This is a genomic window from Pseudomonas putida (assembly GCF_030159595.1).
Taxonomy (GTDB): Bacteria; Pseudomonadota; Gammaproteobacteria; order Pseudomonadales; family Pseudomonadaceae; genus Aquipseudomonas; species Aquipseudomonas putida_AC.
The window spans coordinates 431,139-457,739 of the sequence record NZ_BSKJ01000002.1 but is presented as its reverse complement, the minus strand read 5'-3'; the positions used below and the strand labels follow the sequence as shown (position 1 = coordinate 457,739).

Annotated in this window: 21 protein-coding genes; 9 read left to right on the top strand and 12 right to left on the bottom strand. The window is 61.4% G+C overall.

All coding sequences use genetic code 11. The features are described 5' to 3' along the window. Positions 1-4: 4 nt before the first annotated feature. The 3 genes from betA to betI form a co-directional block, all read right to left on the bottom strand. Positions 5-1,702 (bottom strand): choline dehydrogenase, encoded by a 1,698-nt coding sequence (betA, locus tag QQL85_RS06355; protein WP_284353148.1) that lies wholly within the window; start codon positions 1,700-1,702, stop codon positions 5-7. 78 nt (positions 1,703-1,780) lie between these two features. Beyond that, on the bottom strand, positions 1,781-3,253 hold the full coding sequence (gene betB / locus QQL85_RS06350; RefSeq protein WP_284353149.1) for a betaine-aldehyde dehydrogenase: 1,473 nt from the start codon (positions 3,251-3,253) through the stop codon (positions 1,781-1,783). A gap of 39 nt (positions 3,254-3,292) precedes the next feature. Further along, positions 3,293-3,949: a transcriptional regulator BetI gene (gene betI, locus QQL85_RS06345; protein ID WP_284353150.1), complete on the bottom strand. Its 657-nt coding sequence runs from the start codon at positions 3,947-3,949 to the stop codon at positions 3,293-3,295. 533 nt (positions 3,950-4,482) lie between these two features. Between betI and QQL85_RS06340 the strand changes: the two genes are divergently transcribed. After that, a complete protein-coding gene (locus QQL85_RS06340; RefSeq protein WP_284353459.1) occupies positions 4,483-6,429 on the top strand; it encodes a BCCT family transporter in 1,947 nt (648 codons plus the stop codon). A 76-nt stretch (positions 6,430-6,505) separates the two neighbouring features. Here QQL85_RS06340 and QQL85_RS06335 read toward each other — a convergent pair whose 3' ends face one another. From QQL85_RS06335 to gpmI, 4 genes are all read right to left on the bottom strand, one after another. Continuing rightward, positions 6,506-7,273 carry a divergent polysaccharide deacetylase family protein gene (locus tag QQL85_RS06335; protein WP_284353151.1) on the bottom strand — a complete coding sequence of 256 codons (768 nt, stop codon included), beginning with the start codon at positions 7,271-7,273 and terminating at the stop codon, positions 6,506-6,508. A gap of 8 nt (positions 7,274-7,281) precedes the next feature. Next, positions 7,282-8,598 (bottom strand): S41 family peptidase, encoded by a 1,317-nt coding sequence (locus tag QQL85_RS06330; protein ID WP_284353152.1) that lies wholly within the window; start codon positions 8,596-8,598, stop codon positions 7,282-7,284. Between the two features lie 78 nt (positions 8,599-8,676). Then, positions 8,677-9,984: a murein hydrolase activator EnvC family protein gene (locus tag QQL85_RS06325; RefSeq protein WP_284353153.1), complete on the bottom strand. Its 1,308-nt coding sequence runs from the start codon at positions 9,982-9,984 to the stop codon at positions 8,677-8,679. A 141-nt stretch (positions 9,985-10,125) separates the two neighbouring features. Then, positions 10,126-11,661: a 2,3-bisphosphoglycerate-independent phosphoglycerate mutase gene (gene gpmI / locus QQL85_RS06320; RefSeq protein ID WP_284353154.1), complete on the bottom strand. Its 1,536-nt coding sequence runs from the start codon at positions 11,659-11,661 to the stop codon at positions 10,126-10,128. Between the two features lie 206 nt (positions 11,662-11,867). Here gpmI and QQL85_RS06315 point away from each other — a divergent pair, with 206 nt between their 5' ends. From QQL85_RS06315 to secB, 3 genes are read left to right on the top strand one after another with little or no spacing between them, the layout of a single operon-like run. Next, positions 11,868-12,281 (top strand): rhodanese-like domain-containing protein, encoded by a 414-nt coding sequence (locus QQL85_RS06315; protein ID WP_284353155.1) that lies wholly within the window; start codon positions 11,868-11,870, stop codon positions 12,279-12,281. A 1-nt stretch (position 12,282) separates the two neighbouring features. Then, the gene (gene grxC / locus QQL85_RS06310; RefSeq protein ID WP_003249204.1) at positions 12,283-12,537 is read left to right on the top strand and encodes a glutaredoxin 3; all 255 of its coding nucleotides are present in this window, start codon (positions 12,283-12,285) and stop codon (positions 12,535-12,537) included. A gap of 39 nt (positions 12,538-12,576) precedes the next feature. Continuing rightward, positions 12,577-13,062, top strand: coding sequence for a protein-export chaperone SecB (gene secB / locus QQL85_RS06305; protein WP_284353156.1), 486 nt, complete (start codon positions 12,577-12,579; stop codon positions 13,060-13,062). A 101-nt stretch (positions 13,063-13,163) separates the two neighbouring features. Here the strand turns inward: secB and trmL are convergent, their stop codons facing one another. Beyond that, entirely contained in the window at positions 13,164-13,625 is a 462-nt protein-coding gene (trmL, locus tag QQL85_RS06300) for a tRNA (uridine(34)/cytosine(34)/5-carboxymethylaminomethyluridine(34)-2'-O)-methyltransferase TrmL (protein ID WP_013974580.1), read from the bottom strand. On the opposite strand from trmL, the gene QQL85_RS06295 reads away from it, so the two are divergent. Further along, positions 13,624-14,061, top strand: coding sequence for a hypothetical protein (locus QQL85_RS06295; protein ID WP_284353157.1), 438 nt, complete (start codon positions 13,624-13,626; stop codon positions 14,059-14,061). The two genes, trmL and QQL85_RS06295, sit on opposite strands and share 2 nt — an antisense overlap. Before the next feature lie 359 nt (positions 14,062-14,420). Here QQL85_RS06295 and ntrC read toward each other — a convergent pair whose 3' ends face one another. The 3 genes from ntrC to glnA all read right to left on the bottom strand — a co-directional run bounded on the left by ntrC (position 14,421) and on the right by glnA (position 18,704). Then, complete coding sequence (gene ntrC, locus QQL85_RS06290) at positions 14,421-15,857, bottom strand: nitrogen regulation protein NR(I) (protein WP_284353158.1); 1,437 nt, start codon at positions 15,855-15,857, stop codon at positions 14,421-14,423. Next, positions 15,854-16,939: a nitrogen regulation protein NR(II) gene (gene glnL, locus QQL85_RS06285; RefSeq protein WP_284353159.1), complete on the bottom strand. Its 1,086-nt coding sequence runs from the start codon at positions 16,937-16,939 to the stop codon at positions 15,854-15,856. Before glnL ends, ntrC begins: the two co-directional genes overlap by 4 nt. A gap of 358 nt (positions 16,940-17,297) precedes the next feature. Continuing rightward, positions 17,298-18,704, bottom strand: a complete 1,407-nt coding sequence (gene glnA, locus QQL85_RS06280) for a type I glutamate--ammonia ligase (RefSeq protein WP_060500655.1) — start codon at positions 18,702-18,704, stop codon at positions 17,298-17,300. Between the two features lie 490 nt (positions 18,705-19,194). Between glnA and thiI the strand changes: the two genes are divergently transcribed. The 3 genes from thiI to QQL85_RS06265 all read left to right on the top strand — a co-directional run bounded on the left by thiI (position 19,195) and on the right by QQL85_RS06265 (position 23,354). Next, a complete protein-coding gene (thiI, locus tag QQL85_RS06275; RefSeq protein ID WP_284353160.1) occupies positions 19,195-20,649 on the top strand; it encodes a tRNA uracil 4-sulfurtransferase ThiI in 1,455 nt (484 codons plus the stop codon). A gap of 128 nt (positions 20,650-20,777) precedes the next feature. After that, the gene (gene typA, locus QQL85_RS06270; protein WP_201203572.1) at positions 20,778-22,598 is read left to right on the top strand and encodes a translational GTPase TypA; all 1,821 of its coding nucleotides are present in this window, start codon (positions 20,778-20,780) and stop codon (positions 22,596-22,598) included. A gap of 156 nt (positions 22,599-22,754) precedes the next feature. After that, positions 22,755-23,354: a hypothetical protein gene (locus QQL85_RS06265; RefSeq protein ID WP_284368764.1), complete on the top strand. Its 600-nt coding sequence runs from the start codon at positions 22,755-22,757 to the stop codon at positions 23,352-23,354. A gap of 173 nt (positions 23,355-23,527) precedes the next feature. Here the strand turns inward: QQL85_RS06265 and QQL85_RS06260 are convergent, their stop codons facing one another. Next, the gene (locus QQL85_RS06260) at positions 23,528-23,932 is read right to left on the bottom strand and encodes a YkgJ family cysteine cluster protein (protein WP_003249225.1); all 405 of its coding nucleotides are present in this window, start codon (positions 23,930-23,932) and stop codon (positions 23,528-23,530) included. A gap of 185 nt (positions 23,933-24,117) precedes the next feature. Here QQL85_RS06260 and QQL85_RS06255 point away from each other — a divergent pair, with 185 nt between their 5' ends. Next, positions 24,118-26,568, top strand: a complete 2,451-nt coding sequence (locus QQL85_RS06255; protein WP_284353162.1) for a glycogen/starch/alpha-glucan phosphorylase — start codon at positions 24,118-24,120, stop codon at positions 26,566-26,568. Positions 26,569-26,601 lie beyond the last annotated feature (33 nt).

Sequence of the window (26,601 nt, the reverse complement as noted above, 5' to 3'; positions counted from 1 at the left end):
GATGTCAGGCCTGCTTCACTTCACGCATTGGCTTGCCCTTGACCGGTGCATCGCCTGCCACGTAGTACTTGGCAGTGCTGCGCGCCAGCGGCTTGCGGCCACGGATCTTGTCCGAGATCTTCTCGGCGATCATGATTGTGGTGGCGTTGAGGTTGCCGGTGATGATCAGCGGCATGATCGACGCATCGACCACGCGCAGACCCTTCATGCCGTGCACGCGGCCTTCGCCGTCGACCACTGCCATGTCATCGGTGCCCATCTTGCACGAGCAGGATGGGTGGAAGGCGGTTTCGGCGTGCTCGCGGATGAACTTGTCCAGCTGCTCGTCGGTTTGCACGTCGGCGCCCGGGCTGATTTCGCGGCCACGGTACGGGTCCAGCGCCGGCTGGGCCATGATTTCACGGGTCAGGCGGATGCCGTCACGGAATTCCTGCCAGTCCTGCTCGGTGGACATGTAGTTGAACAGGATGCTCGGGTGCTGGCGCGGGTTCTTCGACTTGGCCTGGATACGACCGCGGGCAGGCGAACGCATGGAGCCCATGTGCGCCTGGAAGCCGTGTTCCTTCACGCCATTGGAACCGTTGTAGTTAATGGCCACCGGCAGGAAGTGGTACTGAATGTTCGGCCATTTGAACTCAGGGCGGGTACGGATGAAACCGCCAGCCTCGAACTGGTTGCTGGCGCCGATGCCGGTGCCGTTGAACATCCACTCGGCACCGATGGCCGGCTGGTTCCACCACAGCAGCGAGGGGTACAGCGATACGGGCTGGGTGCACGCGTATTGCAGGTACAGTTCCAGGTGGTCCTGCAGGTTTTCGCCAACGCCCGGCAAGTCGTGCACCACCGGGATATCGAGGCTTTCCAGCAGGGCGCGCGGGCCGACGCCGGAGCGTTGCAGCAGTTGCGGCGAAGCGATGGCGCCGGAGCTGACGATCACTTCCTTGCGGGCACGGGCTTCAACGCGTTCTTCGCTGTCGCCAACCAGATAGGTCACGCCAACGGCGCGCTTGCCGTCGAACAGCACGCGGTCGCTCAGGGCGTGGGTAACGATGGTCAGGTTCGGACGCTTCTTGGCCTGATCGAGGTAGCCACGCGCGGTGCTGGAGCGGCGGCCGTTCTTGGTCACCGAGCGGTCCATCGGGCCGAAGCCTTCCTGCTGGTAGCCGTTGAGGTCTTCGGTGCGCGGGTAACCAGCCTGCACGCCGGCATCGACCATGGCGTGGAACAGCGGGTTGTTGCCGGCCTTTGGCGTGGCAACGCTGACCGGGCCTTCGCCGCCGTGGTAGTCGTTCGGGCCGATGTCGCGGGTTTCAGCTTTGCGGAAGTACGGCAGGCAGTCCAGGTAGGTCCAGTCAGCGAGGCCTGGCAGTTCTGCCCAGCCGTCGAAGTCCATGGCGTTGCCGCGGATGTAGCACATGCCGTTGATCAGCGACGAGCCACCCAGGCCTTTGCCGCGACCACATTCCATGCGGCGGCCGTCCATGAACGGCTCCGGGTCGGTCTCGTAGGCCCAGTTGTAGCGGCGACCCTGCAGCGGGAAGGCCAGGGCGGCTGGCATCTGGGTGCGGAAGTCGAAGCGGTAGTCGGGGCCACCGGCTTCCAGCAGCAGTACGGTAACGCCGGCGTCTTCGGTCAGGCGGGTAGCCAGGGTGTTACCGGCGGAGCCTGCTCCGACGATGATGTAATCGAATTCTTGGGACATGAAAGTACCCTCGTGTTGGCGGTGATCAGGGAGCGGGAACGCCCGTGCGCAGAGGCACGGGCGTGGCTGGACAGGGCCTTAGAAGACCGAGTTGTAGCCGCCCAGCTCGACCTGGACCGACTTGATGCGAGTGTATTGAGCCAGCGAGCTGACGCCGTTCTCACGGCCGACGCCCGACTGCTTGTAGCCACCGACCGGCATTTCGGCCGGCGATTCACCCCAGGCGTTGATCCAGCAGATACCGGCTTCCAGCTTGTGGATGATGCGGTGGGCGCGGGTGATGTCGTTGGTGCACACACCGGCGGCCAGGCCGTATTCGGTGTCGTTGGCACGACGGATCACTTCTTCTTCGGTTTCGTAGGTGAGGATGCTCATCACTGGGCCGAAGATCTCTTCCTTGACGATGGTCATGTCGTCGGTGCAGTCGGTGAACACGGTCGGGGCCACGAAGGCGCCCTTGGCGAATTCACCTTCGGTCAGACGCTCGCCGCCGCACAGGACGCGGGCACCTTCTTCTTTACCCTTGGCGATATAGCCCAGCACGTTTTCCATGTGGGCGAAGCTGACCAGCGGGCCGAAGTTGGTGTTTTCGTCTTCCGGGTTGCCAACACGGATGCGGGCAACGCGCTCGGCGATCTTGGCTTCGAAAGCGGCTTTCATCTCGGCAGGGATGAACACGCGGGTGCCGTTGGTGCACACCTGGCCCGAGCTGTAGAAGTTGGCCATCATGGCGATGTCGGCGGCCTTGTCCAGGTCGGCATCGGCGCAGATGATCAGTGGCGACTTGCCGCCCAGTTCCATGGTGACTTCCTTCAGCGAGGAGCTGGAGGCGCTGGCCATGACTTTCTTGCCGGTGGTGGTGCCGCCGGTGAACGAGACTTTTTCGATGCGTGGGTGTTCGGTCAGCCAGGTGCCGACTTCGCGGCCGCTGCCGGTCAGTACGTTGAACACACCGTTCGGCAGGCCGGCTTCGGTGTAGATCTCGGCCAGTTTCAGGGTGGTCAGCGAGGTGACTTCCGACGGCTTGAAGATCATCGCGTTGCCAGCGGCCAGGGCCGGGGCGGACTTCCACAGGGCGATCTGGATCGGGTAGTTCCAGGCGCCGATACCCACGGTCACACCCAGCGGCTCGCGGCGGGTGTAGACGAAGGACGACTCACGCAGCGGGATCTGCTCGCCTTCGATGGCCGGTACCAGGCCTGCATAGTATTCCAGCACGTCGGCGCCGGTGACGATGTCGACGTAGCGGGTTTCGGAGTACGACTTGCCGGTGTCCAGGGTTTCCAGCTGAGCCAGCTCATCGTTGCGCTCGCGCAGGATGTCGACGGCGCGACGCAGGATGCGCGAACGCTGCATGGCGGTCATCGCAGCCCAGACTTTCTGGCCACGCTCGGCGCTTTCGACAGCTTTCTCGACGTCAGCCTCGGTGGCACGTTGCACGTGGGCGAGGACTTCGCCGGTAGCCGGGTTGATGGCTTCGAAAGTGGCATCGCTGCCAGCGTCGACGTAAGCGCCATCAATGTAGAGTTTTTGCGTTCCGAAACGGGCCATAGTGTCCTCGCAAGTGCAGTGTGTGGTTTGGCTTGCGCGTCACGCTCCAGCCGGGTTGGCAAGGGCCGTGCGCGCTTGTTCAGCGGCCTGGTCGTTTTTGCCCAGGGTGTGCTGTTTAGCCAGTTGTAGATCCATGTATTCGTAAGCAATCCGTATCGCCTGGTCGGTGTCGAATGCATCACCCGACAGGGCACCACGCAGCCACAAACCGTCGATAAGGGCTGCCAGGCCGCGGGCTGCCTTGCGCGCATGGTAGAGCGGCAGGGCGCGGCGGAACTGGCAGCACAGGTTGGAATACAAGCGGTGGTCGTTGATCCGCTGCAACCTGTGCAAATCGGGCTGGTGCATGCTGGAAGCCCAGAAGGCCAACCAGGTTTTCATTGCCGGGCCGTTCACCTGGCTGGCATCGAAGTTGCCCTCGATGATCACTTTCAGGTGGGCGCGCGGGCTGTCGTCCGTCAGGGCCTGGCGACGTGCTCGAACGCCTTCGTTGAGCATGTTCATGATGTAACCCATCGTCGCTGCGATCAGGCCGTTCTTGTCCCGAAAGTAGTGACTGATGATGCCGTTCGACACACCGGCCAAACGGGCAATCAGCGCAATGCTGGCGTCCCCCAGACCGACCTGATCGACCGCCTGCAACGTGGCTTCGATCAACTGCTGGCGGCGGATGGGTTGCATACCGACCTTGGGCATCTTGCTATCTCCTCAGGCCTGCGAGCAGACGACGGGCGGCTGACTCGGCGAAGGCCAGTCTATTTTGTTTTGATTGAACGTTCAATCAATAAAGAATAAGCTCTGCGACAATTTGTGCCATTGACAGTTTTTCAGGCGGTCGAGAAGGCACGAGTTGACACCCCAGGAAATCGCGTAACCCCCGGAATACAAGGCGTTGACGGGCATGAGCGATGCGAAATGCAGATTCTGCCGTACGGTCACTGGCCCTGCGACAGGCCCTTGGAGCGGGCGGGGTGATCTGTGACGAATGCGCGCACCTCAGCCGAGGCGTGGGCATTTTCAGCAGGCCACCTGTCTGTTTTTTGCAACGTATCGATTCGGGATCACGGTTTCCAGGGTGCTTTTATAACACCTGACGCAGTGGGGATATTCCACCAATTGCTCGGGAAAGACTGATTAGCCTCCACAGCCGTACTGCCCGGAGCATTCGTGCAATGAGTTCTGCCTCACTTACCAAGCCCCCCGCCGAGAGGGTACGGGTCAACCGCGTGGTGTTCTTCACCTCCGCGCTGATGATCCTTGTTCTGACTGCCTTGCTGATCGCTGTACCCGAAACCGCCGGCCAGGTGCTGGGCGTGGCCCAGAAATGGCTGACGCGCACCTTCGGCTGGTACTACATGCTGGTGATCTGCGGTTACCTGCTGTTCGTCGTCTACCTGGCCTTCTCCGACTACGGCAGCCTCAAGCTGGGTGGCAAGGACGACCAGCCGGACTTCAGCTACGGCGCCTGGGCCGGCATGCTGTTCTCGTCGGGCATCGGCATTTCGCTGCTGTACTTCGGCGCTTCCGAGCCGCTGGACCACTACTTCAACCCACCAGAAGGCACACCGGCCAGCCTCGAAGCCGCGCGCCAGGGCCTGCAACTGACCTTCCTGCACTGGGGCCTGCATGGCTGGGCGATCTATGTCTTGGTCGGCCTGGCCGTGGGTTACTTCGCCTATCGCCACAACCAGCCGCTGGCACTGCGCTCGGCGCTCTACCCGCTGGTGGGTGAGCGTTGGGTCAAGGGCGCTGCCGGCAACGCCGTGGACATCTTCGGCATGTTCGTCACCCTGCTGGGCCTGGTGACTAACCTGGGTATCGGCTCGATGCAGGTGTCATCCGGCCTGGAATACCTGTTCGGCATGGACCACAGCAAGACCAACCTGCTGGTGGTGATCCTGGTCATGGCGGGTGTGGCCACCGTGGCTGCGGTCTCGGGTGTGGAAAACGGCATTCGTCGCCTGTCCAACCTGAACATCATGCTGTTCAGCGGCCTGCTGATCTTCGTGCTGCTGGGCGGCGAAACCCTGCACCTGCTCAATGGCTTCGTGCAGAACATCGGTGACTACCTCAACGGCATCGTGCTGAAAACCTTCGACCTGTATGTGTATGAAGGTGAGGCTGGCAAGTCCGAGCGCTGGCTGGGCCTGTGGACCGTGTTCTATTGGGCTTGGTGGATCTCCTGGGGCCCGTTCGTCGGCATGTTCATTGCCCGTATCTCCAAGGGCCGCACCGTGCGCCAGCTGGTGATGGGCGTGCTGCTGATCCCGTTGGGCTTCACCCTGGCCTGGCTGTCGATCTTCGGCAACACCGCACTGGACCTGGTCATTAACCAAGGTGCTGTGGAACTGGGCAAGACCGCGCTGGAACAGCCGTCTATGTCGATTTACCAGCTGCTGGAATACTTCCCGGCGGCCAAGATCGTGATCGGTGTGGCGGTGTTTGTCGGCTTCGTGCTGTTCCTCACCCCGGCCGACTCCGGTGCGGTGATGATGGCCAACCTGTCGTGCAAAGGCGGCAAGGTCGACGAAGACGCCCCGCACTGGATGGTGGTGTTCTGGTCGGTGATCATCACCCTGGTCACCATCGGCCTGCTGTTTGCCGGTAACTTCGAAGCCATGCAAACCATGGTGGTGCTGGCAGGCCTGCCGTTCTCGGTGGTGCTGGTGCTGTTCATGTTCGGCTTGTACAAGGCCATGAAGCAGGACGTGGTAATTGAAAGCGAGCGCGCCGAACTGGCTGCCCGTGGCCGCCGTGGCTTCACCGAGCGCCTGACCCAGCTGGAACTGCAACCGACGCAGGCCGTGGTGCAGCGCTTCATGGACAAGCAGGTCAGCCCTGCGCTGAAAGAAGCCGCTGCGCAGTTGCAGACCCTGGGCTTCGAGGTGGAAACCCGTGTTGGCCAGTCGCGCAACATGATGGGGCTGCGGGTGATGATGGACGAGGGTAACCCGTTCGTTTACGAAGTGAGCCTGGACGGCTACATGGCCGCGCCGAGCGAGGCGCCGGTGGAAGGCGAGCCGGAAGTGCGCCAGCGCTTCTACCGTGCCGAGGTGTACCTGCACGACGGTAGCCAGGAGTACGACCTGATGGGCTTTGCGCCGGAGCAGATCGTACGGGATGTGCTGGATCAGTTCGAAAGCCACCGCCAGTTGCTGGGGCGTGTGTATAGCTGATTGCTGTTGAGGCAAAAGAAAACCCCGCTCAGGTGAGCGGGGTTTTTTATTGGAGCTGCAAAGCAGCCCCAGCTTCTCAGCGGTTGGTGTAGCGCCCGTTCTTGCCGTGCCCCGGCATCGCCTGGTTGCTACGCACGGCGATCATCTGCTTGAGCCTGATCAATTCGATGCCTTGGCGCTTGAGCCCCGGCAGCTCCCTTTCCAGCACTTCCAGCGTTTGCGGGTAAGGATGCCCGATCAACACCGCCGAACCCTGCTTGCGCGCCAGGGCGATGCCTAGCTGCAACTGGCCGCGGATTGCCTCGGTAGTGCGCACATCGTCGAGGAATACATCACGCGAAACGTGGGCCAGTCCGATGCGCTGGGCCTCGGCAGCAGCCACGGTGGCGGCGCTGGTGCGGCTGTCGACGAAGAACAGGTGGCGTTGTTGCAACTCGCCCATCAGCCAGGCCATGGGTTCACGCTGTGCGGTCATGCGGCTACCCATGTGGTTGTTGATGCCGGCAGCGTACGGCACCTTGGCCAAGGCTGTCTCCAGGCGCCGGGCCAGTTCCTCGATGGCGATGCCCGGGTGCCAGGCATAGGGCCCGGTGGCGGGGTCCATGGGCATGTGCAGGATCACCGTCTTGCCGGCCTTGTGGGCCTGGCGGGCGAAGTCGCTGGCGTGCGGGGTGTCGGGCATGATCGCCATGGTCACCGGGCCGGGCAGGGCGAGGGTGCGGCTGTCCCGCTCGCTGTTCTGGCCCAGGTCGTCGATGATGATGCTCATGTAGGCCTTGCCGGCCGGCGCCGCTTGCGCGACGCCGGCCAACAGGCAGAACAACAGGCACAGCAAGTAACGCATCGCGTGGATCATTTGCCCGAGGTGATGTTCAGCCCTTTGAGCAGGCTGAGGGCCTGGCTCAGCTGGAAGTCATCGTCCTGTGGGCGCTCCTTGCGCTTACTGCTGCCGGTCGGGCGGTCGGCGCCGCCGTTGCCGTTGCCCAAGTGGCCCTGCAGGTCGGCTTCCTTGAAGTTGTCGGTGTCGACTTCGGCGGTGAGCTTGGCCGGGCGTACTTCGATGTCGGGGACGATGCCCTGGGCCTGGATCGAGCGGCCATTGGGGGTGAAGTACAGCGCGGTGGTGAGCTTCAGGGCACGGTCGTTGGCCAATGGCAGCACTGTCTGCACCGAGCCTTTGCCGAAGCTGTCGGTGCCCATCAGCACGGCGCGCTTCTGGTCTTGCAGGGCGCCGGCAACGATCTCTGAGGCGGAGGCGCTGCCACCGTTGATCAGCACTACCAGTGGTACGCCTTCGCTAGCGTCGGCCGGGTCAGCCGAGAAGCGCAGTTCGGAGTTGGCGATGCGGCCTTTGGTGTAGACGATCAGGCCTTTGGTCAGGAAGTGGTCGGCCACTTCCACTGCCGATTGCAGCACGCCGCCGGGGTTATTACGCAGGTCCAGCACTACCCCGCGCAGTTTCTTGCCGTTGTCCTTGCGCAGCTTGGCCAAGGCCTTCCCCACTTCCTCGCCGGTCTTGACCTGGAACTGGGTGATGCGGATGTAGCCGTAGTCGTTCTCCAGCAGTTGGCTCTTCACGCTCTTGACCTGGATGACCGCGCGGGCCAGGGTCACGTCAAACGGGTTGCCGCCGTCGCGCACCAGGGTCAGGGTGATCTTTTCGCCAACCTTGCCGCGCATCTTGTCGACGGCCTCGGTCATGGTCTGCCCGCGAGTCGGGGCACCGTTGATCTTGACGATCAGGTCGCCGGCCTGCACGCCGGCACGCGAGGCCGGGGTGTCGTCGATCGGTGACACCACCTTGATGAAGCCGTCTTCCTGGCCCACTTCGATGCCCAGCCCGCCGAACTCGCCGCTGGTGCTTTCTTGCAGCTCCTGGAAATCCTCGGGGCCGAGGTAGGCCGAGTGTGGGTCAAGGTTGCTGAGCATGCCCTTGATGGCGTTTTCCAGCAGGGTCTTGTCGTCCACCGGCTCCACATAGGCCGCCTTGATGCGGTCCATGACCTCGGCGAAGGTGCGCAGCTCTTCCAGCGGCAGCGGCGCCTTGGCGGTCACCTCGGTCGCAGGCACTGCGGCGGCCTTGGCCGGCTCGGCGGCGGTGGCCAGGGGCGCGCCGACCGCCAGGGCGATGGACAGGGCCAGCTGGGTGAGACGAGGCGAGTGCAGCATGTCGAACGAACTCCTGATCCTGTAAGCGCTCCCTGGGGAGCATCGGCGCAGCACGCAGGCTACGCCGTAGAAATTTGACTAGCCCCGGCACCATTGCGAAGGGTCGGTTGGCCGGCCCTGCTGGCGGATGGCGAAGTACAAGCCTGCCGCGTCCTGGCCACCGCTGTCGCCAACGGTGGAAATGGCTTCACCGGCCTTGACGATATCACCGGCGCTCTTGAGCAGGCTCTGGTTGTGGCCGTACAGGCTCAGGTAACCGTTGCCATGGTCGAGAATGACCAGAAGCCCGGCACCGCGCAACCAGTCGGCGAACACCACACGGCCACCGTGGACGGCGCGAACCTGGGTGCCTGGGTTGGCGCTGATCATCACCCCGTCCCATTTGGCGCGGGCATCGCTGCCGCGGGCATCACCGAAGCGTGCCAGCAATCGACCGTTGACTGGCCACGGAAGTTTTCCCCGTGCGGAAGAAAATGCACCGCCGTAGCTTGCGCCGTCGGTGGAAACCATTGGGCCGAGCGTGGTACGGGCCTTTTTCGGCGGTTCCACTGGTTCCTTGGCCTGTTCGCGGGCGGCGGCGGCGGCCAGGGCTTCCTGCTGGCGGCGTTTTTCCGCTTCCTGCTGGGCCAGCAAGGCTTTCTTGCGCGCCTCTTCGGCTTCGCGGGCTTGCCGGGCCAGGGTTTCCTCAATGGTCTTGAGGACTTTGGACAGGTCAGCCTGGTCCTGCTCACGGGCCTGCAACTTCTGGTCGCGGTCCTTCATGTCACCATTGAGCTTGGCCAGCACCTGCTGGCGCTTGCCGCGCTCGGATTCCAGGGCTTGGCGGCGGCTGTCGAGGTCGGCGCGCTGGGCCAGCAGCTGTTGCTGCTGGCTGGCAATTTCCTGCTCGACGTTGGCCAGCTGGCGCAGGGTCTCGTTGAAGGTGCGCAGTTGTTCCAGGCGCGCCTTGCTGATGTAGTCGTAATAAGTGAGGGTGCGGGCGAACTTCTCAGGATTCTGCTGGTTGAGCAGCAGCTTGAGGTATTCCTCGCGGCCGTTGTTCTGGTAGGCCGAACGGGCCTGGATAGCGATCAGTCGCTGTTGTTCAACGCGGGCGCTCTGGAGTTTTTTTTTCTCGGTATCAAGGCGCTCCAGATCGCCCTCGGTCTTTTTTAGTTCTTGTTGCAGTGCCTCCACCTGCTTTTCGAGGTCGCCGATGTCGGTCTCGGTGGCTTTGAGGTCCTTTTGCACACCGGCTTTTTCTTCCTGGAGCTTGCCCAGCGTCTTCTTGAGCTCGGCAATGTCCTGGCGGGTGGCGTCCAGTTGCTGCTGGGTCTGTGCACGCTCATCGGCGAAGGCCGGGCTGAGCAGGCAAGACAGGGCGAGTAGGATCAGGGCGCGAAGCATGGGGTTTGGCGTACCAAGGATGGAGACTGGCCTAGTATGCCCGCCCGGGCGGGCAAAAAAAACGCCTCGCTGCGGGTGCCGCGGGGCGTTTGTCCGGAATTCATGTGCAAAGGGGCCGCAAAGCGGCCCCCGAACACAGAATCAGGCGTCAACCAGGATCGAAGTGCCGGTCATTTCCACCGGCTTCTCCAGCCCCAGCAGCTTCAGCATGGTCGGCGCCACGTCGGCCAGCACGCCGCCGTCACGCACTTTCACGTTGCGCTTGCCCACATAGATGAACGGCACCGGCTCGGTGGTGTGTGCGGTGTGCGCCTGGCCGGTGCACTCGTCTTCCATCTGCTCGACGTTGCCGTGGTCGGCGGTGATCAGCGCTTCGCCGTCCACCTTGTCCAGTGCTTCGACGATGCGGCCGACGCAGGTATCCAGCGCTTCAACCGCCTTCACCGCCGCCTCGAACACGCCCGTGTGGCCAACCATGTCGCCGTTGGCGTAGTTGACCACGATCACGTCGTAACGCTGCTGCTCGATGGCTTCGACAATGCGATCGGTCACTTCCGGCGCGTTCATTTCCGGTTGCAGGTCATAGGTGGCGACCTTTGGCGACGGGATCAGAATGCGTTCTTCGCCTTCGAACGGCTCTTCGCGGCCGCCGGAGAAGAAGAAGGTGACGTGGGCGTACTTCTCGGTCTCGGCAATCCGCAACTGGGTTTTGCCGTTCTTTGCCAGGTATTCGCCCAGCACATTGTTCAGGCTGGCCGGTGCAAAGGCTGCCGGTGCCGGGATCTTGGCCGAGTACTGGGTCAGGCCGATGTAGGCCGCCAGTTTTGGCAGTCGGGCGCGCGGGAACTCGTTGAAGTCGGCTTCGACGAACGCGCGTGACAGCTCGCGAGCGCGGTCGGCGCGGAAGTTCATGAAGATCACGGCATCGCCGTCTTCGACCTTGACCGCTTCGCCAATGCGCGTGGCCTTGACGAACTCGTCGCTCTCGTCACGGGCGTAGGCCGCTTCCAGGCCGGCCAGCGCGCTTTCGGCGGTGTATTCGGCAGCGCTGTCGACAATCAGTTTGTAGGCGGCGCTGACGCGGTCCCAGCGGTTATCGCGGTCCATGGCGAAGTAGCGGCCGATCAGGCTGGCGATGCGGCCCTTGCCCAGCTTGGCGAAGGTGGCGTCGAGCAGTTCGATGGACGACTGCGCGCTGCGTGGCGGGGTGTCGCGGCCATCGAGGAAGCCATGCAGGTAGATCTTCTCGGCGCCACGCTGTGCGGCCAGTTCGGCCATGGCCACCAGATGGTCCTGGTGGCTGTGTACGCCGCCATCGGACAGCAGGCCGAGGATGTGCACGGCCTTGCCGGCGCTGGCTGCCTTGTCCACGGCACCGGTGAGCACCGGGTTCTCGAAGAACTCGCCGTCGCGGATGGCCTTGGTGACGCGGGTGAAGTCCTGATAGACGACGCGTCCGGCACCCAGGTTCATATGACCGACTTCGGAGTTGCCCATCTGCCCGTCCGGCAGGCCGACATCCATGCCCGAGCCGGAGATGAGGCCATGCGGCTGGGTGGCGCGCAGGCGATCATAAACCGGCGTATTGGCGGCAAAGATGGCGTTGTGTTCGGGGATTTCGCTGTGGCCGAAGCCATCCAGGATGATCAGGACCAAGGGTTTGGGCGTACTCGTCATCAATCAAACTCACGGTTGTTCAAAGATGATAAAGACACGCATTTTAGGGCAAATCCGCCACCTGCGGCGAATATTCGTCCTGCTCCCTGACCAGCGCGGCCACTGCGGCAACATGAAGGTACCTTTCCGGCCGGCCCGTCGGGCTTTGGTGGCACTGGGGGGCTGTGTATACTGGCCGGCATTTTCAATCGCCTGGAACACCGCTGATGGTTGCTCACCTGATTCAATTCGCGACAGATCACTACATCCTGGTTGCGATCTTCGTTGTTCTGCTGGTCCTGCTGCTGCTCAATGAAATCCGCCGTGGCGGCCAGAGCCTGAGCAATGGCCAACTGACCGCCCTGGTCAATGCCGACAAGGGCCTGGTCCTCGACATCCGTACTGCCAAAGAATACGCCGCCGGCCACATCGTCGGTGCGATCAACATTCCGCAGGACAAGCTGGCCGCCCGCATGAGCGAGCTGGACAAGCACAAAGAGAAGACCCTGATCGTCGTCGACGCAATGGGCCAGCAGTCCGGCACCCACTGCCGCGAACTGCTCAAGGCTGGCTACACCGCTGCCAAACTGAGCGGTGGCGTTTCCAGCTGGAAAGCCGATAACCTGCCCCTGGTGAAGTGATATGAAGCCCGTCATCGTCTACTCCAGCGACTACTGCCCCTACTGCATGCGCGCCAAGTACCTGCTCGAGAGCAAGGGCGTGGCCTTCGAGGAAATCAAGGTCGATGGCAAGCCGCAGGTTCGTGCCGAGATGAGCCAGAAGGCCGGCCGTACGTCGGTGCCGCAGATCTGGATCGGCAGCACCCATGTCGGTGGATGCGATGACCTCTATGCCCTGGAGCGCGCCGGCAAGCTCGACGCGCTGCTGGCGGCCTGATTTGCACTGCATTCAAAAACATTAGGATAAGGATCTGCCATGACTGACCAACAGACCAACGGCGCTGCTGCAGAAGACAACAGCCCACAGTTCTCCCTGCAGCGCATCTATGTGCGCGACCTGTCGTTCGAAGCCCCGAAAAGCCCGCAGATCTTCCGTCAGACCTGGGAGCCGAGCGTTGCGCTGGACCTGAACACCAAGCAGAAAGCCCTGGAAGGTGACTTCCACGAGGTGGTGCTGACCCTGTCGGTTACCGTCAAGAACGGTGACGAAGTGGCCTTCATCGCCGAAGTGCAGCAGGCCGGTATCTTCCTGATCGCCAACCTCGACGCAGCTTCGATGAGCCACACCCTGGGTGCGTTCTGCCCGAACATCCTGTTCCCGTACGCCCGTGAGACCCTGGACAGCCTGGTGACCCGCGGTTCGTTCCCGGCCCTGATGCTGTCGCCGGTCAACTTCGACGCCCTGTACGCGCAAGAACTGCAACGCATGCAGGAAGCGGGCGCTGCGCCAACTGTGCAGTAATAGCTGCCGGTATCAAGAAAGCGCCTCTCGGGGCGCTTTTTTATTGCCTGTACCGGCCCTTTCGCGGGCTTGCCCGCGAAGAGGCCAGAGCAGGCTACAGATCAGCTCCCGGCAAACCCATTCTGCCGCCACGCTTCATACACCGTCACTGCCACCGTATTGGACAGGTTCAGGCTACGGCACCCCGGCCGCATCGGCAGGCGCAGGCGTTGCTCGGCTGGCAGGCTGTCCAGCACCTCGGCCGGCAACCCGCGGCTCTCTGGCCCGAACAGGAAGGCATCGCCCGGCTGGTAGGCCACTTCATGGAACGGGTGCGAACCCTTGGTGGTAAAGGCGAACAGCCGTGGGTTGCCCAGGCTTTCCAGGCATCCGGCCAGGCTCTCGTGGCGCTTGAGCGTGGCATACTCGTGGTAATCCAGCCCCGCACGGCGCAGGCGCTTGTCATCCAGTTCGAAACTGATGGGTTCGATCAGGTGCAGGTCGCAGCCGCTGTTGGCGCACAGGCGAATGATGTTGCCGGTATTCGGCGGAATTTCTGGTTGAAAAAGGATGACGTGAAACATGCACGGCTCCAAGCGTGAAGATGACGGGCATTCTACCCCTGAACCGGACGTGCGTTCGAAGGCCTTCCCACGGGTGATGCTGTCATTGGCGATCGTTGGCGTTATGGTCGGGTTGATGATTGGCCGCCTGACGACGCCCGAAGAGCGGGTGTTGCAGCAGGTGGAAGTGGTGCAGAACGGCCTGGACCTTTGGTTCAACGAAGAACCACAGCTGCATGGCGAGAACGTGGAAGGTACGGTTGCGTTGCTGTTCCAGGCGCAGGGCAAGGCCCAGCAGGGGCAATTGAGCCTGGAAGGGAAGCCGGTGAGCTGGCGGGTGCAAAAAAGCGAGGAAGGCTTGTTGCTGACGGTGGTGGCCGCCCGCCCTCTGCACGGCGAGTGGGCCGGTGCAGAGGACGAGGGGCGCTGGCGGGTACAGGTGAAACTGCACGAATAAAAGAGGGGATATCCCGGCCTGCCTGTACCAGGGTCCCCAAAAGGGGTTACTGCGTATAAAGGGGGGATGTCCCGGCCTGCCTGTACCGAGGTCCCCAAAACGGGCGGTGTTGCGAATAAAAGAGGGGTTCACCCGGCCTGCCTGTACCAGGGCCCCCGAAACTGGGTATGTATTAGCTATTGCAGGGGGCGTGCCAGTTTTGCAAAGCCCGTGAATATTGGGCTTTAAGGGGTATTTGGCCGGTTTTTGAGGGGATTTGTGCCTTTGCGAGGTGCAGCGGGCACAGGATCGGTGCATCAGAGGGCGGAAATGCCTGGGGCCGCAAAGCGGCCCCAGAAGTCTTGCGGGTTGAAGACGGGTTAGTGCTCGTCACCTTCCTCATCATCACCACCCGCGACATTCATGCCTAGCTCCTTGATCTTGCGCGTCAGGGTATTGCGCCCCCAGCCCAGCAACAGCGCCGCATCACGGCGCCGACCGGCGGTGTGCTTGAGCGCCGTCTCGATCATGATCCGTTCAAAGCTCGGCACCGCACTGTCCAGCAGGTTCGACTGCCCACGCGCCAACGCCTGGTCGGCCCACTGGCGCAGGGCCTGCTCCCAGTTGGTCACCGGTGCGGCATCCTGTGGCAGGTTCAATAGCTCAGGCGGCAGGTCGCCGATCAGCACCTCGCGGCTGGAGGCCATCACGGTGATCCAGCGGCAAGTGTTCTCCATCTGCCGCACGTTGCCCGGCCACGGCAGGTTGCGGATGAACTCTTCGGTCTCTGGCTTGAGGATCTTCGGCTCCACCGCCAGCTCCTGGGCGGCGCGGGCGAGGAAATGGCGAGCGAGGGCGGGGATGTCCTCGCGGCGGTCTGCCAGTCGTGGAATATGGATGCGGATCACGTTCAGGCGGTGGAACAAGTCCTCGCGGAATTTGCCGGCCTGCACCAGTGACTCCAGGTTCTGGTGGGTGGCGGCAATGATGCGCACGTCGACCTTGACCGGCACATGGCCGCCAACGCGATAAAACTCGCCATCGGCCAGCACCCGCAGCAGGCGGGTCTGGGTGTCGGCGGGCATGTCACCGATCTCGTCGAGGAACAGCGTGCCGCCATCGGCCTGTTCGAAGCGTCCCCGACGCAGGTTGGCCGCACCGGTGAAGGCGCCTTTTTCATGGCCGAACAGTTCGGACTCCATCAAGTCCTTGGGGATGGCGGCCATGTTCAGGGCAATGAACGGCGACGCCGCACGCGGGCTGTGGCGGTGCAGGGCGTGGGCGACCAGCTCTTTACCGGTACCGGACTCACCGTTGATCAGCACCGTGATGTTGGAGTGGCTGAGGCGGCCGATGGCGCGGAACACCTCCTGCATGGCCGGTGCTTCGCCGATGATTTCCGGGGTGCGCGCCAGGTTCTGCGGCACATCCAGGCCTTGTTGTTCCTGGGCATGCTGGTTGGCGCGCTTGACCAGCGAGACAGCCTCGTCCACGTCGAACGGCTTGGGCAGATACTCGAAGGCGCCGCCCTGATACGACGCCACCGCGCTGTCCAGGTCAGAATGGGCGGTCATGATGATGACCGGCAGGCGCGGGTGCTGCTCGCGGATCTGCGCCAGCAGGTCGAGGCCGCTGGTGCCCGGCATGCGGATGTCGGAAATGATCACGTCCGGTTGCTGGCGTGCCAGGCGGCCCATCACACCATCTGCGCTGTCGAAGCTCTGGGTGGTCATGCCTTCTTGTTGCAGGGCTTTTTCCAGGACCCAGCGGATGGAGCGATCATCGTCGACGATCCATACGGTTTCACTTCGGCTCATGAGGCGGTGGCTCCTTGTTCCAGGGGCAGGTAGATCGAGAAGGCGGTGTGGCCTGCGTGGCTTTCACACTCGATCAGGCCCTGGTGCTGGCTGATGATGTTCTGGGTAATGGCCAGGCCCAGCCCGGTACCGTCCGGGCGGCCACTGACCATGGGGTAGAAGAGGGTGTCTTGCAGTTCCGGCGGGATGCCCGGGCCGTTGTCGATGATCTCGACCCGGGCTACCAGGCGATGGCGCACATGGCCGATGGTGAACTGGCGCAAGGCGCGGCTGCGCAGGGTGATGCGGCCCAGACGCAGCTCGTTCTGCGAACTGATCGCCTGCATGGCGTTACGCACGATGTTGAGGACGGCCTGGATCATCTGCTCGCGGTCGATCAGCACGTCCGGCAGGCTTGGGTCGTAATCGCGCACCAAAGTGATGCAGCCCTGGCTTTCGGCATCGACCAGGCTGCAAACCCGCTCCAGCACTTCGTGGATGTTGGTCATGGCCAGCGACGGCAGCTTGTTCGAACCGAGCATGCGGTCAACCAGGTTACGCAGGCGGTCGGCCTCTTCGATGATCACGTTGGTGTAGTCGCGCAGGCCTTCCTCGGGCAGTTCGCGCGACAGCAACTGTGCTGCGCCGCGGATGCCGCCGAGGGGGTTCTTGATTTCGTGGGCCAGGCCGCGCACCAGCATCTTGGTGGTTTCCTGCTTGCTCAGTTGGGCCTCTTCCTTGGTGATGCGCAGCAGCCGGTCGCGCGGATGCACCTCCAGCAACAGCAGGGTCTGGCCCTGGTTCAGGATAGGGGTTACCGCGTAGTCGACGGTGATGGTCTGCCCGGTCAGCGAGGTGAGTTGTGCTTCGCGCTTGGTGAACGGGTGCGCCTGTTCGACCGCCTGGCGCAACGAGCTGAGCGCTTCGGTCGACTCGGTGAACAGCTCGCTGATGAACTGCCCATGGCTACGTTGGCCGCTGACGGCCAGCAGCATTTCTGCGGCAGGGTTCATGTACTCCAGGCGCAGCTCGGCATTGAGCAGCAACGTGGCGGTGGTCAGGTTGTCCAGAAGCAGACGGTGCTGTGCATCGCTGATGGTCATAAGGCGTCGTTGACCTCTTTTGGCGCTTGCCTGGCACTGCTTTGGCCAGGGCCAGGTGCGGTGGTCCCGCTGATGCGAAACTCTCTACCCGCAAGAAATGCAAGAAACAAACCAAAGCTCCGAAAAGAAGCGGGATTTGCCGATAAAGGCCTGTTTCTGCGCAAATTCGGATCAAAAACTCTGGATGAAACGTTTAATTTGAACCAGATTGGGGAGCAAATCGGGGCGCGGCATTCAAATGTGCACCAAGATAGAGCATAGCGCGGGCCGCGAGGATTCTGTGTGACGCAGAAACGAAAACGGCCTCCAGAGGGAGGCCGTTCCTTGATCATGTCATCGGCGCGAGGCGCCGATCAGATCAGCAGCTGTAGTACAGCTCGTATTCCAGCGGGTGCACGAAGGTACGGACCTTGATTTCTTCTTCCGACTTCAGCTCGATGAAGGCATCGATGAAGTCGTCGGAGAACACGCCGCCCTTGGTCAGGAACGCACGGCCTTTGTCCAGCTCTTCCAGGGCTTCTTTCAGGCTGCCGCACACTTGCGGAATGTCCTTGGCCTCTTCGGGTGGCAGGTCGTACAGGTTCTTGTCGGCAGCATCGCCTGGGTGGATCTTGTTCTGGATGCCGTCCAGGCCAGCCATCAGCAGGGCCGCGAAGGCCAGGTACGGGTTGGCCGATGGGTCCGGGAAGCGTGCTTCGATGCGGCGGGCTTTCGGGCTGCCGACGTATGGAATACGGATCGAGGCGGAACGGTTGCGCGCCGAGTAGGCCAGCATTACCGGCGCTTCGAAGCCTGGGACCAGACGCTTGTACGAGTTGGTCGACGGGTTGGTGAAGCCGTTCAGGGCCTTACCGTGCTTGATGATGCCGCCGATGAAGTACAGGGCGGTGTCGGACAGGCCGGCATAGCCTTCACCCGAGAAGGTGTTCTTGCCGTCTTTCCAGATCGACATGTGTACATGCATGCCCGAGCCGTTGTCGCCGTACAGTGGCTTCGGCATGAAGGTGGCGGTGCGGCCGTAAGCGTCGGCAACGTTGTGCACGACGTATTTCAGGGCCTGTACTTCGTCAGCTTTCTTCACCAGGGTGTTGAACTTGACGCCGATTTCGTTCTGGCCGGCAGTCGCCACTTCGTGGTGGTGAACTTCAACGGTCTGGCCCATTTCTTCCAGTGCGTTGCACATGGCAGTACGGATTTCGTGGTCGTGGTCGAACGGCGGAACCGGGAAGTAACCGCCTTTCACGCCTGGGCGGTGGCCTTTGTTGCCGCCTTCCACGTCAGCGCCGGTCATCCACGAGCCTTGCTCGGAGAAGATCTTGAACATCGAACCGGAGATGTCGGACTGGAACTTCACTTCGTCGAAGATGAAGAACTCTGGCTCTGGGCCGGCGAATACGGTGTCACCGATGCCGGTGCTCTTCAGGTACTCTTCGGCGCGCTTGGCGATTGCACGTGGGTCGCGATCGTAGCCCTGCATGCTCGACGGATCGACGATGTCGCAGGTGATGATCAGGGTTGGTTCTTCGGTGAACGGGTCCAGAACGGCAGTGTCGTCGACCGGCATCAGGATCATGTCGGAAGCTTCGATGCCTTTCCAGCCAGCGATGGAGGAACCGTCGAACATCTTGCCGACTTCGAAGAAGTCCTCGTCCAGCGCATCACGCGACGGCATGGTCACGTGGTGCTGAATGCCTTTGGTGTCCGTGAAACGCAGATCAATCCACTTGACGTCATGATCTTTGATGAGTTGAACCGACTTCGACATGTTGTCCTCCGGATGGTCTAGAGCGCGGTGGGCCGCTGCCCTGGAAAAGGGGTGTTGCCAGGCGCGGATAGTCGGCCAAGCTTACCTGCCTCACAAGAGAGCAAATTGCATGCCAGTGCCCGAAAATGGCGAGGGTGGGATAAAAGAAGGCGTTTGCGGGCATTTGGCGGTGGGTTGGCGGGGAAAAGTGCACCCTTAAGATGCGATTTTTGGTGGCGACGCACCAATATCGTGCATGAGGGGGCTGATGTGTTTTCTTCGAGGGCCTCTTCGCGGGCAAGCCCGCTCCCACAGGTACGGTGTGCTCCCTGAAGCTTGCATAGCTCCTGTGGGAGCGGGCTTGCCCGCGAAAGGGCCGGCATAGGCGCTGCAAAACCCACTCCCTGCATTTATCTCAAAGCTTCTGATCAAAAGTTGGTCAAATCCTGAGCAATTTCCGCTATAATTCGCGCCCCTCATTTTCGGCAGGCCCTGCGCGCGCTGTTAACCAATGAAACTTATCGTCAAAGTCTTCCCAGAAATCACCATCAAGAGCCGGCCGGTGCGCAAGCGCTTCATCCGCCAGCTCGCCAAGAACATCCGCAACGTGCTCAAGGACCTGGACCCTGAGCTCGCGGTCGATGGTGTGTGGGACAATCTCGAAGTGGTCACCCGCGTCGAAGACGAGAAAGTCCAGCGCGAGATGATCGATCGCCTCACCTGCACGCCGGGTATCACCCACTTCCTGCAGGTAGAGGAATACCCGCTGGGTGACTTCGACGACATCGTCGCCAAGTGCAAGCACCACTTCGGCCACCTGTTGGCCGGCAAGCACTTTGCCGTACGCTGCAAGCGCGGCGGCCACCATGACTTCACCTCGATGGACGTTGACCGTTACGTCGGCAGCCAGCTGCGCCAGCAGTGCGGCGCCGCCGGCATCGAGCTGAAGAACCCAGAAGTGCTGGTGCGCATCGAAATCCGCGACCAGCGCCTGTATGTGATCCACAACCAGCACAACGGCATCGGTGGCTACCCGCTGGGCGCTCTGGAGCAAACCCTGGTGCTGATGTCTGGTGGCTTCGACTCCACCGTGGCGGCCTACCAGATGATGCGCCGCGGCCTGATGACTCACTTCTGCTTCTTCAACCTCGGCGGCCGTGCCCATGAGCTGGGCGTGATGGAAGTGGCCCACTACCTGTGGAAAAAGTACGGCAGCAGCCAGCGTGTGCTGTTCATCAGCGTGCCGTTCGAAGAAGTGGTCGGCGAGATCCTCAACAAGGTCGACAACAGCTACATGGGCGTGACCCTCAAGCGCATGATGCTGCGCGGTGCCGCGCACATGGCCGACCGCCTGCAGATCGACGCGCTGGTGACGGGCGAGGCGATTTCCCAGGTGTCCAGCCAGACGCTGCCGAACCTGTCGATCATCGACTCGGCCACCGACAAGCTGGTGTTGCGCCCGCTGCTGGCCAGCCACAAGCAGGACATCATCGACCAGGCCACCGAAATCGGCACCGCCGACTTCGCCAAGCACATGCCAGAATATTGTGGCGTGATTTCGGTAAACCCGACCACCCACGCCAAGCGTCATCGCATGGAACATGAAGAGAAGCAGTTCGACATGGCCGTGCTGGAGCGCGCCTTGGAACGCGCCAAGTTCATTTCCATCGACCATGTGATCGACGAGCTGGGCAAGGACATCGAAATCGAGGAAGTGGCCGAAGCGCTGCCAGGCCAGATCGTCATCGACATTCGTCACCCTGATGCCCAGGAAGACGAACCTCTGGTGCTGGAAGGTATCGACGTCCAGGCCATGCCGTTCTACGCGATCAACAGCAAGTTCAAGCACCTGGATCCAACGCGCCAGTACTTGCTGTATTGCGACAAAGGTGTGATGAGCCGTTTGCACGCACACCACCTGCTCAGTGAGGGACATGCCAATGTGCGTGTTTATCGTCCGACATAAGACGCCGGGGCTGTATGGCGGCAGTATCCGCCATCGCCCTCCCGACCGCCGGGCCCGCTGAGCCTTAAACAGTACATATTGGCCGCCTACACTGGGCGGCAACCGAATCCTCTGATCGAGATACACTTGTGATCGAAAATCTGCGTAACATCGCCATCATCGCCCACGTTGACCATGGTAAAACCACCCTGGTCGACAAACTCCTGCGTCAGTCCGGCACTCTGGAGCGTAACGAGCTCAACGACGAGCGCGTCATGGACTCCAACGACCAGGAAAAAGAGCGCGGTATTACCATTCTGGCGAAAAACACCGCCATCAACTGGAACGGCTACCACATCAACATCGTCGACACCCCCGGCCACGCCGACTTCGGTGGCGAGGTTGAGCGTGTAATGTCGATGGTCGACTCGGTGCTGCTGCTGGTCGATGCCCAAGACGGCCCGATGCCGCAAACCCGCTTCGTGACCAAGAAGGCCTTCGAAGCCGGCCTGAAGCCAATCGTCGTGATCAACAAGGTCGACCGCCCGGGCGCGCGTCCTGACTGGGTTCTGGACCAGATCTTCGACCTGTTCGACAACCTCGGTGCTACCGACGAACAGCTGGACTTCAAAGTCGTCTACGCCTCGGCCCTGAACGGCATTGCCGGCCTGGACCACACCGAGATGGGCGAAGACATGACCGCGCTGTACCAGTCGATCGTCGACAACGTACCAGCACCGGACGTTGACCGTGACGGCTCGTTCCAGATGCAGATCTCCGCACTGGACTACAACAGCTTCCTCGGTGTTATCGGCGTTGGCCGTATCGCCCGTGGTCGCGTCAAGCCGAACACCCCGGTCGTCGCCATCGACACCAACGGCAAGAAGCGTAACGGCCGTATCTTGAAGCTGATGGGTCACCACGGCCTGCACCGTGTAGACGTTGAAGAAGCCCAGGCTGGCGACATCGTTTGCATCAGCGGTTTCGATGAGCTGTTCATCTCCGACACCCTGTGCGCCCCGGATGCGGTAGAAGCGATGAAGCCGCTGACCGTTGACGAGCCGACCGTTTCCATGACCTTCCAGGTCAACGACTCGCCGTTCTGCGGTAAAGAAGGCAAGTTCGTCACCAGCCGTAACATCAAGGACCGTCTGGACAAAGAGCTGCTGTACAACGTTGCTCTGCGCGTTCAGGAAACCGATTCCCCTGACAAGTTCAAGGTATCGGGCCGTGGTGAGCTGCACCTGTCGGTACTGATCGAAACCATGCGCCGTGAAGGCTTCGAGATGGCCGTAGGCCGTCCTGAAGTCATCATCCGTGAAGTCGACGGCGTGAAGCAGGAACCGTTCGAGAACGTCACCATCGACATCCCTGAAGAATCTCAGGGCAAGGTGATGGAAGAGATGGGTCTGCGTAAAGGCGACCTGACCAACATGGTTCCGGATGGCAAGGGCCGTGTGCGCCTGGAGTACAACATTCCAGCCCGTGGTCTGATCGGTTTCCGTAACCAGTTCCTGACCCTGACCAACGGTGCAGGCATCCTGACCTCGATCTTCGATCGCTACGACACCATGAAGTCGGGCCAGATGTCCGGCCGCCTCAACGGCGTACTGGTTTCGGTCGAGACTGGCAAGGCACTGACCTACTCGCTGGAAACCCTGCAGGCGCGCGGCAAGCTGTTCGTCGAGCACGGTCAGGAGATCTACAACGGTCAGATCATCGGCCTGAACAGCCGCGACAACGACCTGGGCGTGAACCCGACCAAAGGCAAGAAGCTCGACAACATGCGTGCTTCGGGCAAAGACGAAGTCATCGCCCTGGTACCGCCAGTTCGCCACACCCTGGAACAGGCCCTGGAATTCATCCAGGACGACGAGCTGTGCGAAGTCACGCCTAAGTCGATCCGTCTGCGCAAGAAGATCCTGGACGAAGGCGAGCGTACCCGCGCTGCCAAGAAAGCCAAGAACTGAGTTAGCTCAGGCTGAATGAAAACGCCCCCGGTCGAAAGGCCGGGGGCGTTTTTTTATGCCTTGATGTTTCAATGGAAGTAATTGCTTACCAAGCAGTTTTTGGCAAGGGTCGATAGCCTCAGTAGGCTGCCTGCTGAAAATTGCTTGAGACTGACAATGAAAGGCAAGGGGTGGAAGGAGCATTTGGCCAGTGGCCAAATTGAGGTCGCCGGTACCTGCTGGAGTTTGCTTCACTTGCGTCCTGTATCACATCTGTTGGTGATCCCAGGGTTTGAAGCGCAGGGGCTGCAAGCGTTGACACTGGTCGTCGAGTATTCCAGCCACTGTGTCAGTTATGGTCCTAAGCAAGGCATGGAGCTGGATTTTCATGATATTGGCCACGATCATCTGCTAATCGACCATCGAGGAATTCGGCGAGCATTTTGTCCTAGGCGACACAGGCTTTCATTTCAGCTGCCCGCCATCCTGGCTACTTTGGCCGAGCGGCAATGTTTGTTTACGGGCCATAGCAACTGGCTGACACTGGAAGGCAATCAGTTTGGCTATCCAGATGGGAGCCGATACGAGGTGTATTTCAACTTGCGCCGCGATTCAGCTCGTAGCCTCAAGGTTCATGTTGAGAGTGCCTATGTGCGTGACCACGGCCATCCTTCAAGTCGGCCGACGAACCTGAAACGGCATGAGAAGATCAAAGGTTGGTTGCTGATGCTGAAGAAGCTGAGAAATGAGCCGATTCGACGACCTGTAAGGCGTTAGCAGGCTGTAAAAATACGAAACCCCCAATGAAGGGGGTCGTATCGCGGATGCCCTTAGGGATTTCTCCCGTCAACCGGCACGGCCGGAACCAGGTGGCGGCGTCTAGACACTTCCTGAAGGAAGCTCCGTGTACATCAAGACGAGTAAAAGTCTATTGAGTCTTGGCGTGGCCGTCAACGGCCAACCACCTTGGGCTTGTACGCACAGTACCCCGGCCGCGGCCCGACCTTGGGGTGGTTGCGGCAGGTATCCGGGCGCTTGTCATAAATGGTGCACAGCCGGCTCTTACGATCCAGATACATGCAGTCATCGTTGCTCATCCGGGTCAGGGTGAAGATCCCCGACTTCTGGTTGAAGCGCTCGATGATGCCTTCCTTCTGCAGGCGTTTGGCCACGTTTTTCGGCGGTTCGTCTTTTTCGAACTCGTCTACCACGCCGATACGGATCAGATCCTTGATCTTCACCTCCACTGGCAGGGTGCAGCAGGTCGAATGGCAGCCATGGCACATGTTGCTGGTGTAGCGCTGCCAAGTTTCCAGGCGGTCGACTTCGGCGGCGGCGATCAGGGTCGTTTTCATCTTTATAGGGGTGTATCACGGTCTCGGGGCGCGCGATCATACCGGAATTGTTCAATTTATGAACAACCTTTTGCCGGATTCGCAGAGTGGGCATGAAAACTGCGAACGGTAACTGTCACTCCCTGTCGAAGGGTCTAGTCTCAACAATCTCCCTCCGCTTTCGTCAACTTGCCCGAGGATGTCGCATGTCCCAGGAACCCAAAGCACGTGACGCCGAAGTCGCGGATTTTCGCGCCGCTGTACTGAACAAGCTGACCTATGCGGTTGGCAAGGACCCGGAGCACGCCTTCGACCATGACTGGTTCGAGGCCATTGCCCTGGCTGCGCGCGATCACATGGTCGACCACTGGATGGACCATACCCGCCAAGCCTATCGACGCAGCCAGAAGCGGGTCTATTACCTTTCCCTGGAGTTCCTCATCGGGCGCTTGCTGTACGACAGCCTGAGCAACCTGGGCCTGCTGGACATCGCTCGCGATGCGCTGGAAGGGCTGGATGTGGACCTGGAACGCATTCGCCTGCTCGAGCCGGACGCTGCGCTGGGCAATGGCGGCCTTGGCCGCCTGGCGGCGTGCTTCATGGAAAGCATGTCGACCTTGGGCATCGCCGCCCATGGTTACGGCATTCGCTACGAGCATGGGCTGTTCCGGCAGGCCGTGGTCGATGGTTGGCAGCAGGAGCAGACGGAAAACTGGCTGGATTTCGGCAACCCCTGGGAGTTCGAGCGCGCCGAAGTGATTTACCCGATCAGTTTCGGCGGTAGCGTCGAAACGCTGCACGATGCCAATGGTGCCCAGCGCCAGGTCTGGTCGCCGGGCGAAACGGTGCGGGCGGTGGCCTATGACACGCCTGTGGTCGGCTGGCGAGGGTCCAGCGTCAACACCTTGCGCCTGTGGCGTGCGCGGGCGTTGGAAGAGTTACACCTGGAGCGCTTCAATGCCGGGGACCATTTGGGTGCCGTGGCCGAAGTGGCCCGGGCAGAGAGCATATCGCGCGTGCTGTACCCGGCCGACAGTACAGAGGCGGGACAGGAGCTGCGCCTGCGGCAGGAGTACTTCTTCGTGTCGGCTTCGTTGCAAGACTTGCTACGCCGTCACCTGAACATGCACAAGGACCTGCTGAACCTGCCCGATGCAGCAGCCATCCAACTGAACGACACCCACCCTTCAATTGCCGTGGCCGAGTTGATGCGGTTGTTGGTGGATCAGCATGAAGTGCCGTGGGAAAAGGCCTGGGAACTGACCGTAGGTACGCTCGCCTACACCAACCACACCTTGCTGCCCGAAGCACTGGAAACCTGGCCGGTCGCACTGATGGAGCGCATGCTGCCACGGCACATGCAGATCATCTACCTGATCAACGCCTTCCACATCGACGCCTTGCGGGCCAAAGGGTTGCACGATTTCGACGTGCTGCGTGCGGTGTCGCTGATCGAGGAAGACAACGGCCGCCGTGTGCGCATGGGCAACCTGGCGTTCCTTGGCTCGCACAGCGTCAACGGCGTTTCGGCATTGCACAGCACGTTGATGAAGAGCACCGTGTTCTCCGAGCTGCACAAGCTTTACCCGCAGCGCATCAACAACAAGACCAACGGGATTACCTTCCGCCGCTGGTTGTACCAGTCCAATCCGCAGTTGACCGAGATGCTGGTCGAAGCACTCGGGCCGGAGCTCAAGGACGACCCTGAGGGGCGCCTGGCCGGGCTGGTGCCATTTGCCGACAAGCCCGGTTTTCGCAAGCAGTTCGCCGCCCAGCGCTTGCACAGCAAGCGGGCCCTGGCCAGCATCATTCAGGACCGCATCGGCGTCACGGTGAACCCCGAGGCGTTGTTCGACGTGCAGGTCAAGCGCATCCACGAGTACAAGCGCCAGTTGCTCAACCTGCTGCACACCGTGGCGCTGTACCAAGCCATACGCAACGACCCCGGCACCAACTGGGTGCCGCGGGTGAAGATCTTCGCCGGCAAGGCAGCGGCCAGTTATCACCAGGCCAAGCTGATCATCAAGCTGGCCAACGACATCGCCCGGGTGGTGAACAATGACCCGACCGTTCGCGGCCTGCTGAAGGTGGTGTTCCTGCCCAACTACAACGTCAGCCTGGCTGAAAGCATCATCCCGGCAGCAGACCTGTCCGAGCAGATATCCACTGCCGGTTATGAAGCTTCGGGTACCAGCAACATGAAGTTCGGCCTGAACGGTGCGCTGACCATCGGCACCCTGGACGGTGCCAACGTGGAAATGTGCGAGCAGGTGGGCGCCGACAACATGTTCATCTTTGGCCTGACCGCGCAACAGGTCGAGGCGCGCAAGAAGGACGGTGATTTTGGTGCCAGTGCTGCGATTGCTGCGTCCAACCGCCTGAATGATGTGCTGCAGGCGATTCGCAGCGGTGTGTTCTCGCCGGACGACCCTTCGCGCTATGCCGGGTTGATCGACGGGCTGGTGGTCTATGACCGCTTCTTGGTGTGCGCCGACTTCGATGCGTACTGGGATGCCCAGCGGCGGGTCGAAGACCTGTGGCATACACCGCAGGAGTGGTGGCGCATGGCGGTGCTGAACACGGCGCGGATGGGCTGGTTCTCGTCGGACCGTACCATTCGCGAATATGCCACCGAGATCTGGAAGGCGCTGGATTGAGCATTTGGGGCCGCGTTGCGGCCCATTCGCGGG

What these genes read in the sequence shown, in the direction of transcription:
- QQL85_RS06335 (WP_284353151.1), bottom strand. Translation starts at nt 7,273, where the DNA reads ATGCGTTACTTGCTGTGCCTGTTGTTCTGCCTGTTGGCCGGCGTCGCG.
- glnL (WP_284353159.1), bottom strand. Translation starts at nt 16,939, where the DNA reads ATGACCATCAGCGATGCACAGCACCGTCTGCTTCTGGACAACCTGACC.
- QQL85_RS06255 (WP_284353162.1), top strand. Translation starts at nt 24,118, where the DNA reads ATGTCCCAGGAACCCAAAGCACGTGACGCCGAAGTCGCGGATTTTCGC.
- QQL85_RS06325 (WP_284353153.1), bottom strand. Translation starts at nt 9,984, where the DNA reads ATGCTTCGCGCCCTGATCCTACTCGCCCTGTCTTGCCTGCTCAGCCCG.
- QQL85_RS06295 (WP_284353157.1), top strand. Translation starts at nt 13,624, where the DNA reads ATGCACGGCTCCAAGCGTGAAGATGACGGGCATTCTACCCCTGAACCG.
- gpmI (WP_284353154.1), bottom strand. Translation starts at nt 11,661, where the DNA reads ATGACGAGTACGCCCAAACCCTTGGTCCTGATCATCCTGGATGGCTTC.
- glnA (WP_060500655.1), bottom strand. Translation starts at nt 18,704, where the DNA reads ATGTCGAAGTCGGTTCAACTCATCAAAGATCATGACGTCAAGTGGATT.
- QQL85_RS06330 (WP_284353152.1), bottom strand. Translation starts at nt 8,598, where the DNA reads ATGCTGCACTCGCCTCGTCTCACCCAGCTGGCCCTGTCCATCGCCCTG.
- QQL85_RS06315 (WP_284353155.1), top strand. Translation starts at nt 11,868, where the DNA reads ATGGTTGCTCACCTGATTCAATTCGCGACAGATCACTACATCCTGGTT.
- betB (WP_284353149.1), bottom strand. Translation starts at nt 3,253, where the DNA reads ATGGCCCGTTTCGGAACGCAAAAACTCTACATTGATGGCGCTTACGTC.
- betA (WP_284353148.1), bottom strand. Translation starts at nt 1,702, where the DNA reads ATGTCCCAAGAATTCGATTACATCATCGTCGGAGCAGGCTCCGCCGGT.
- trmL (WP_013974580.1), bottom strand. Translation starts at nt 13,625, where the DNA reads ATGTTTCACGTCATCCTTTTTCAACCAGAAATTCCGCCGAATACCGGC.
- grxC (WP_003249204.1), top strand. Translation starts at nt 12,283, where the DNA reads ATGAAGCCCGTCATCGTCTACTCCAGCGACTACTGCCCCTACTGCATG.
- QQL85_RS06265 (WP_284368764.1), top strand. Translation starts at nt 22,755, where the DNA reads ATGAAAGGCAAGGGGTGGAAGGAGCATTTGGCCAGTGGCCAAATTGAG.
- ntrC (WP_284353158.1), bottom strand. Translation starts at nt 15,857, where the DNA reads ATGAGCCGAAGTGAAACCGTATGGATCGTCGACGATGATCGCTCCATC.
- secB (WP_284353156.1), top strand. Translation starts at nt 12,577, where the DNA reads ATGACTGACCAACAGACCAACGGCGCTGCTGCAGAAGACAACAGCCCA.
- QQL85_RS06260 (WP_003249225.1), bottom strand. Translation starts at nt 23,932, where the DNA reads ATGAAAACGACCCTGATCGCCGCCGCCGAAGTCGACCGCCTGGAAACT.
- betI (WP_284353150.1), bottom strand. Translation starts at nt 3,949, where the DNA reads ATGCCCAAGGTCGGTATGCAACCCATCCGCCGCCAGCAGTTGATCGAA.
- thiI (WP_284353160.1), top strand. Translation starts at nt 19,195, where the DNA reads ATGAAACTTATCGTCAAAGTCTTCCCAGAAATCACCATCAAGAGCCGG.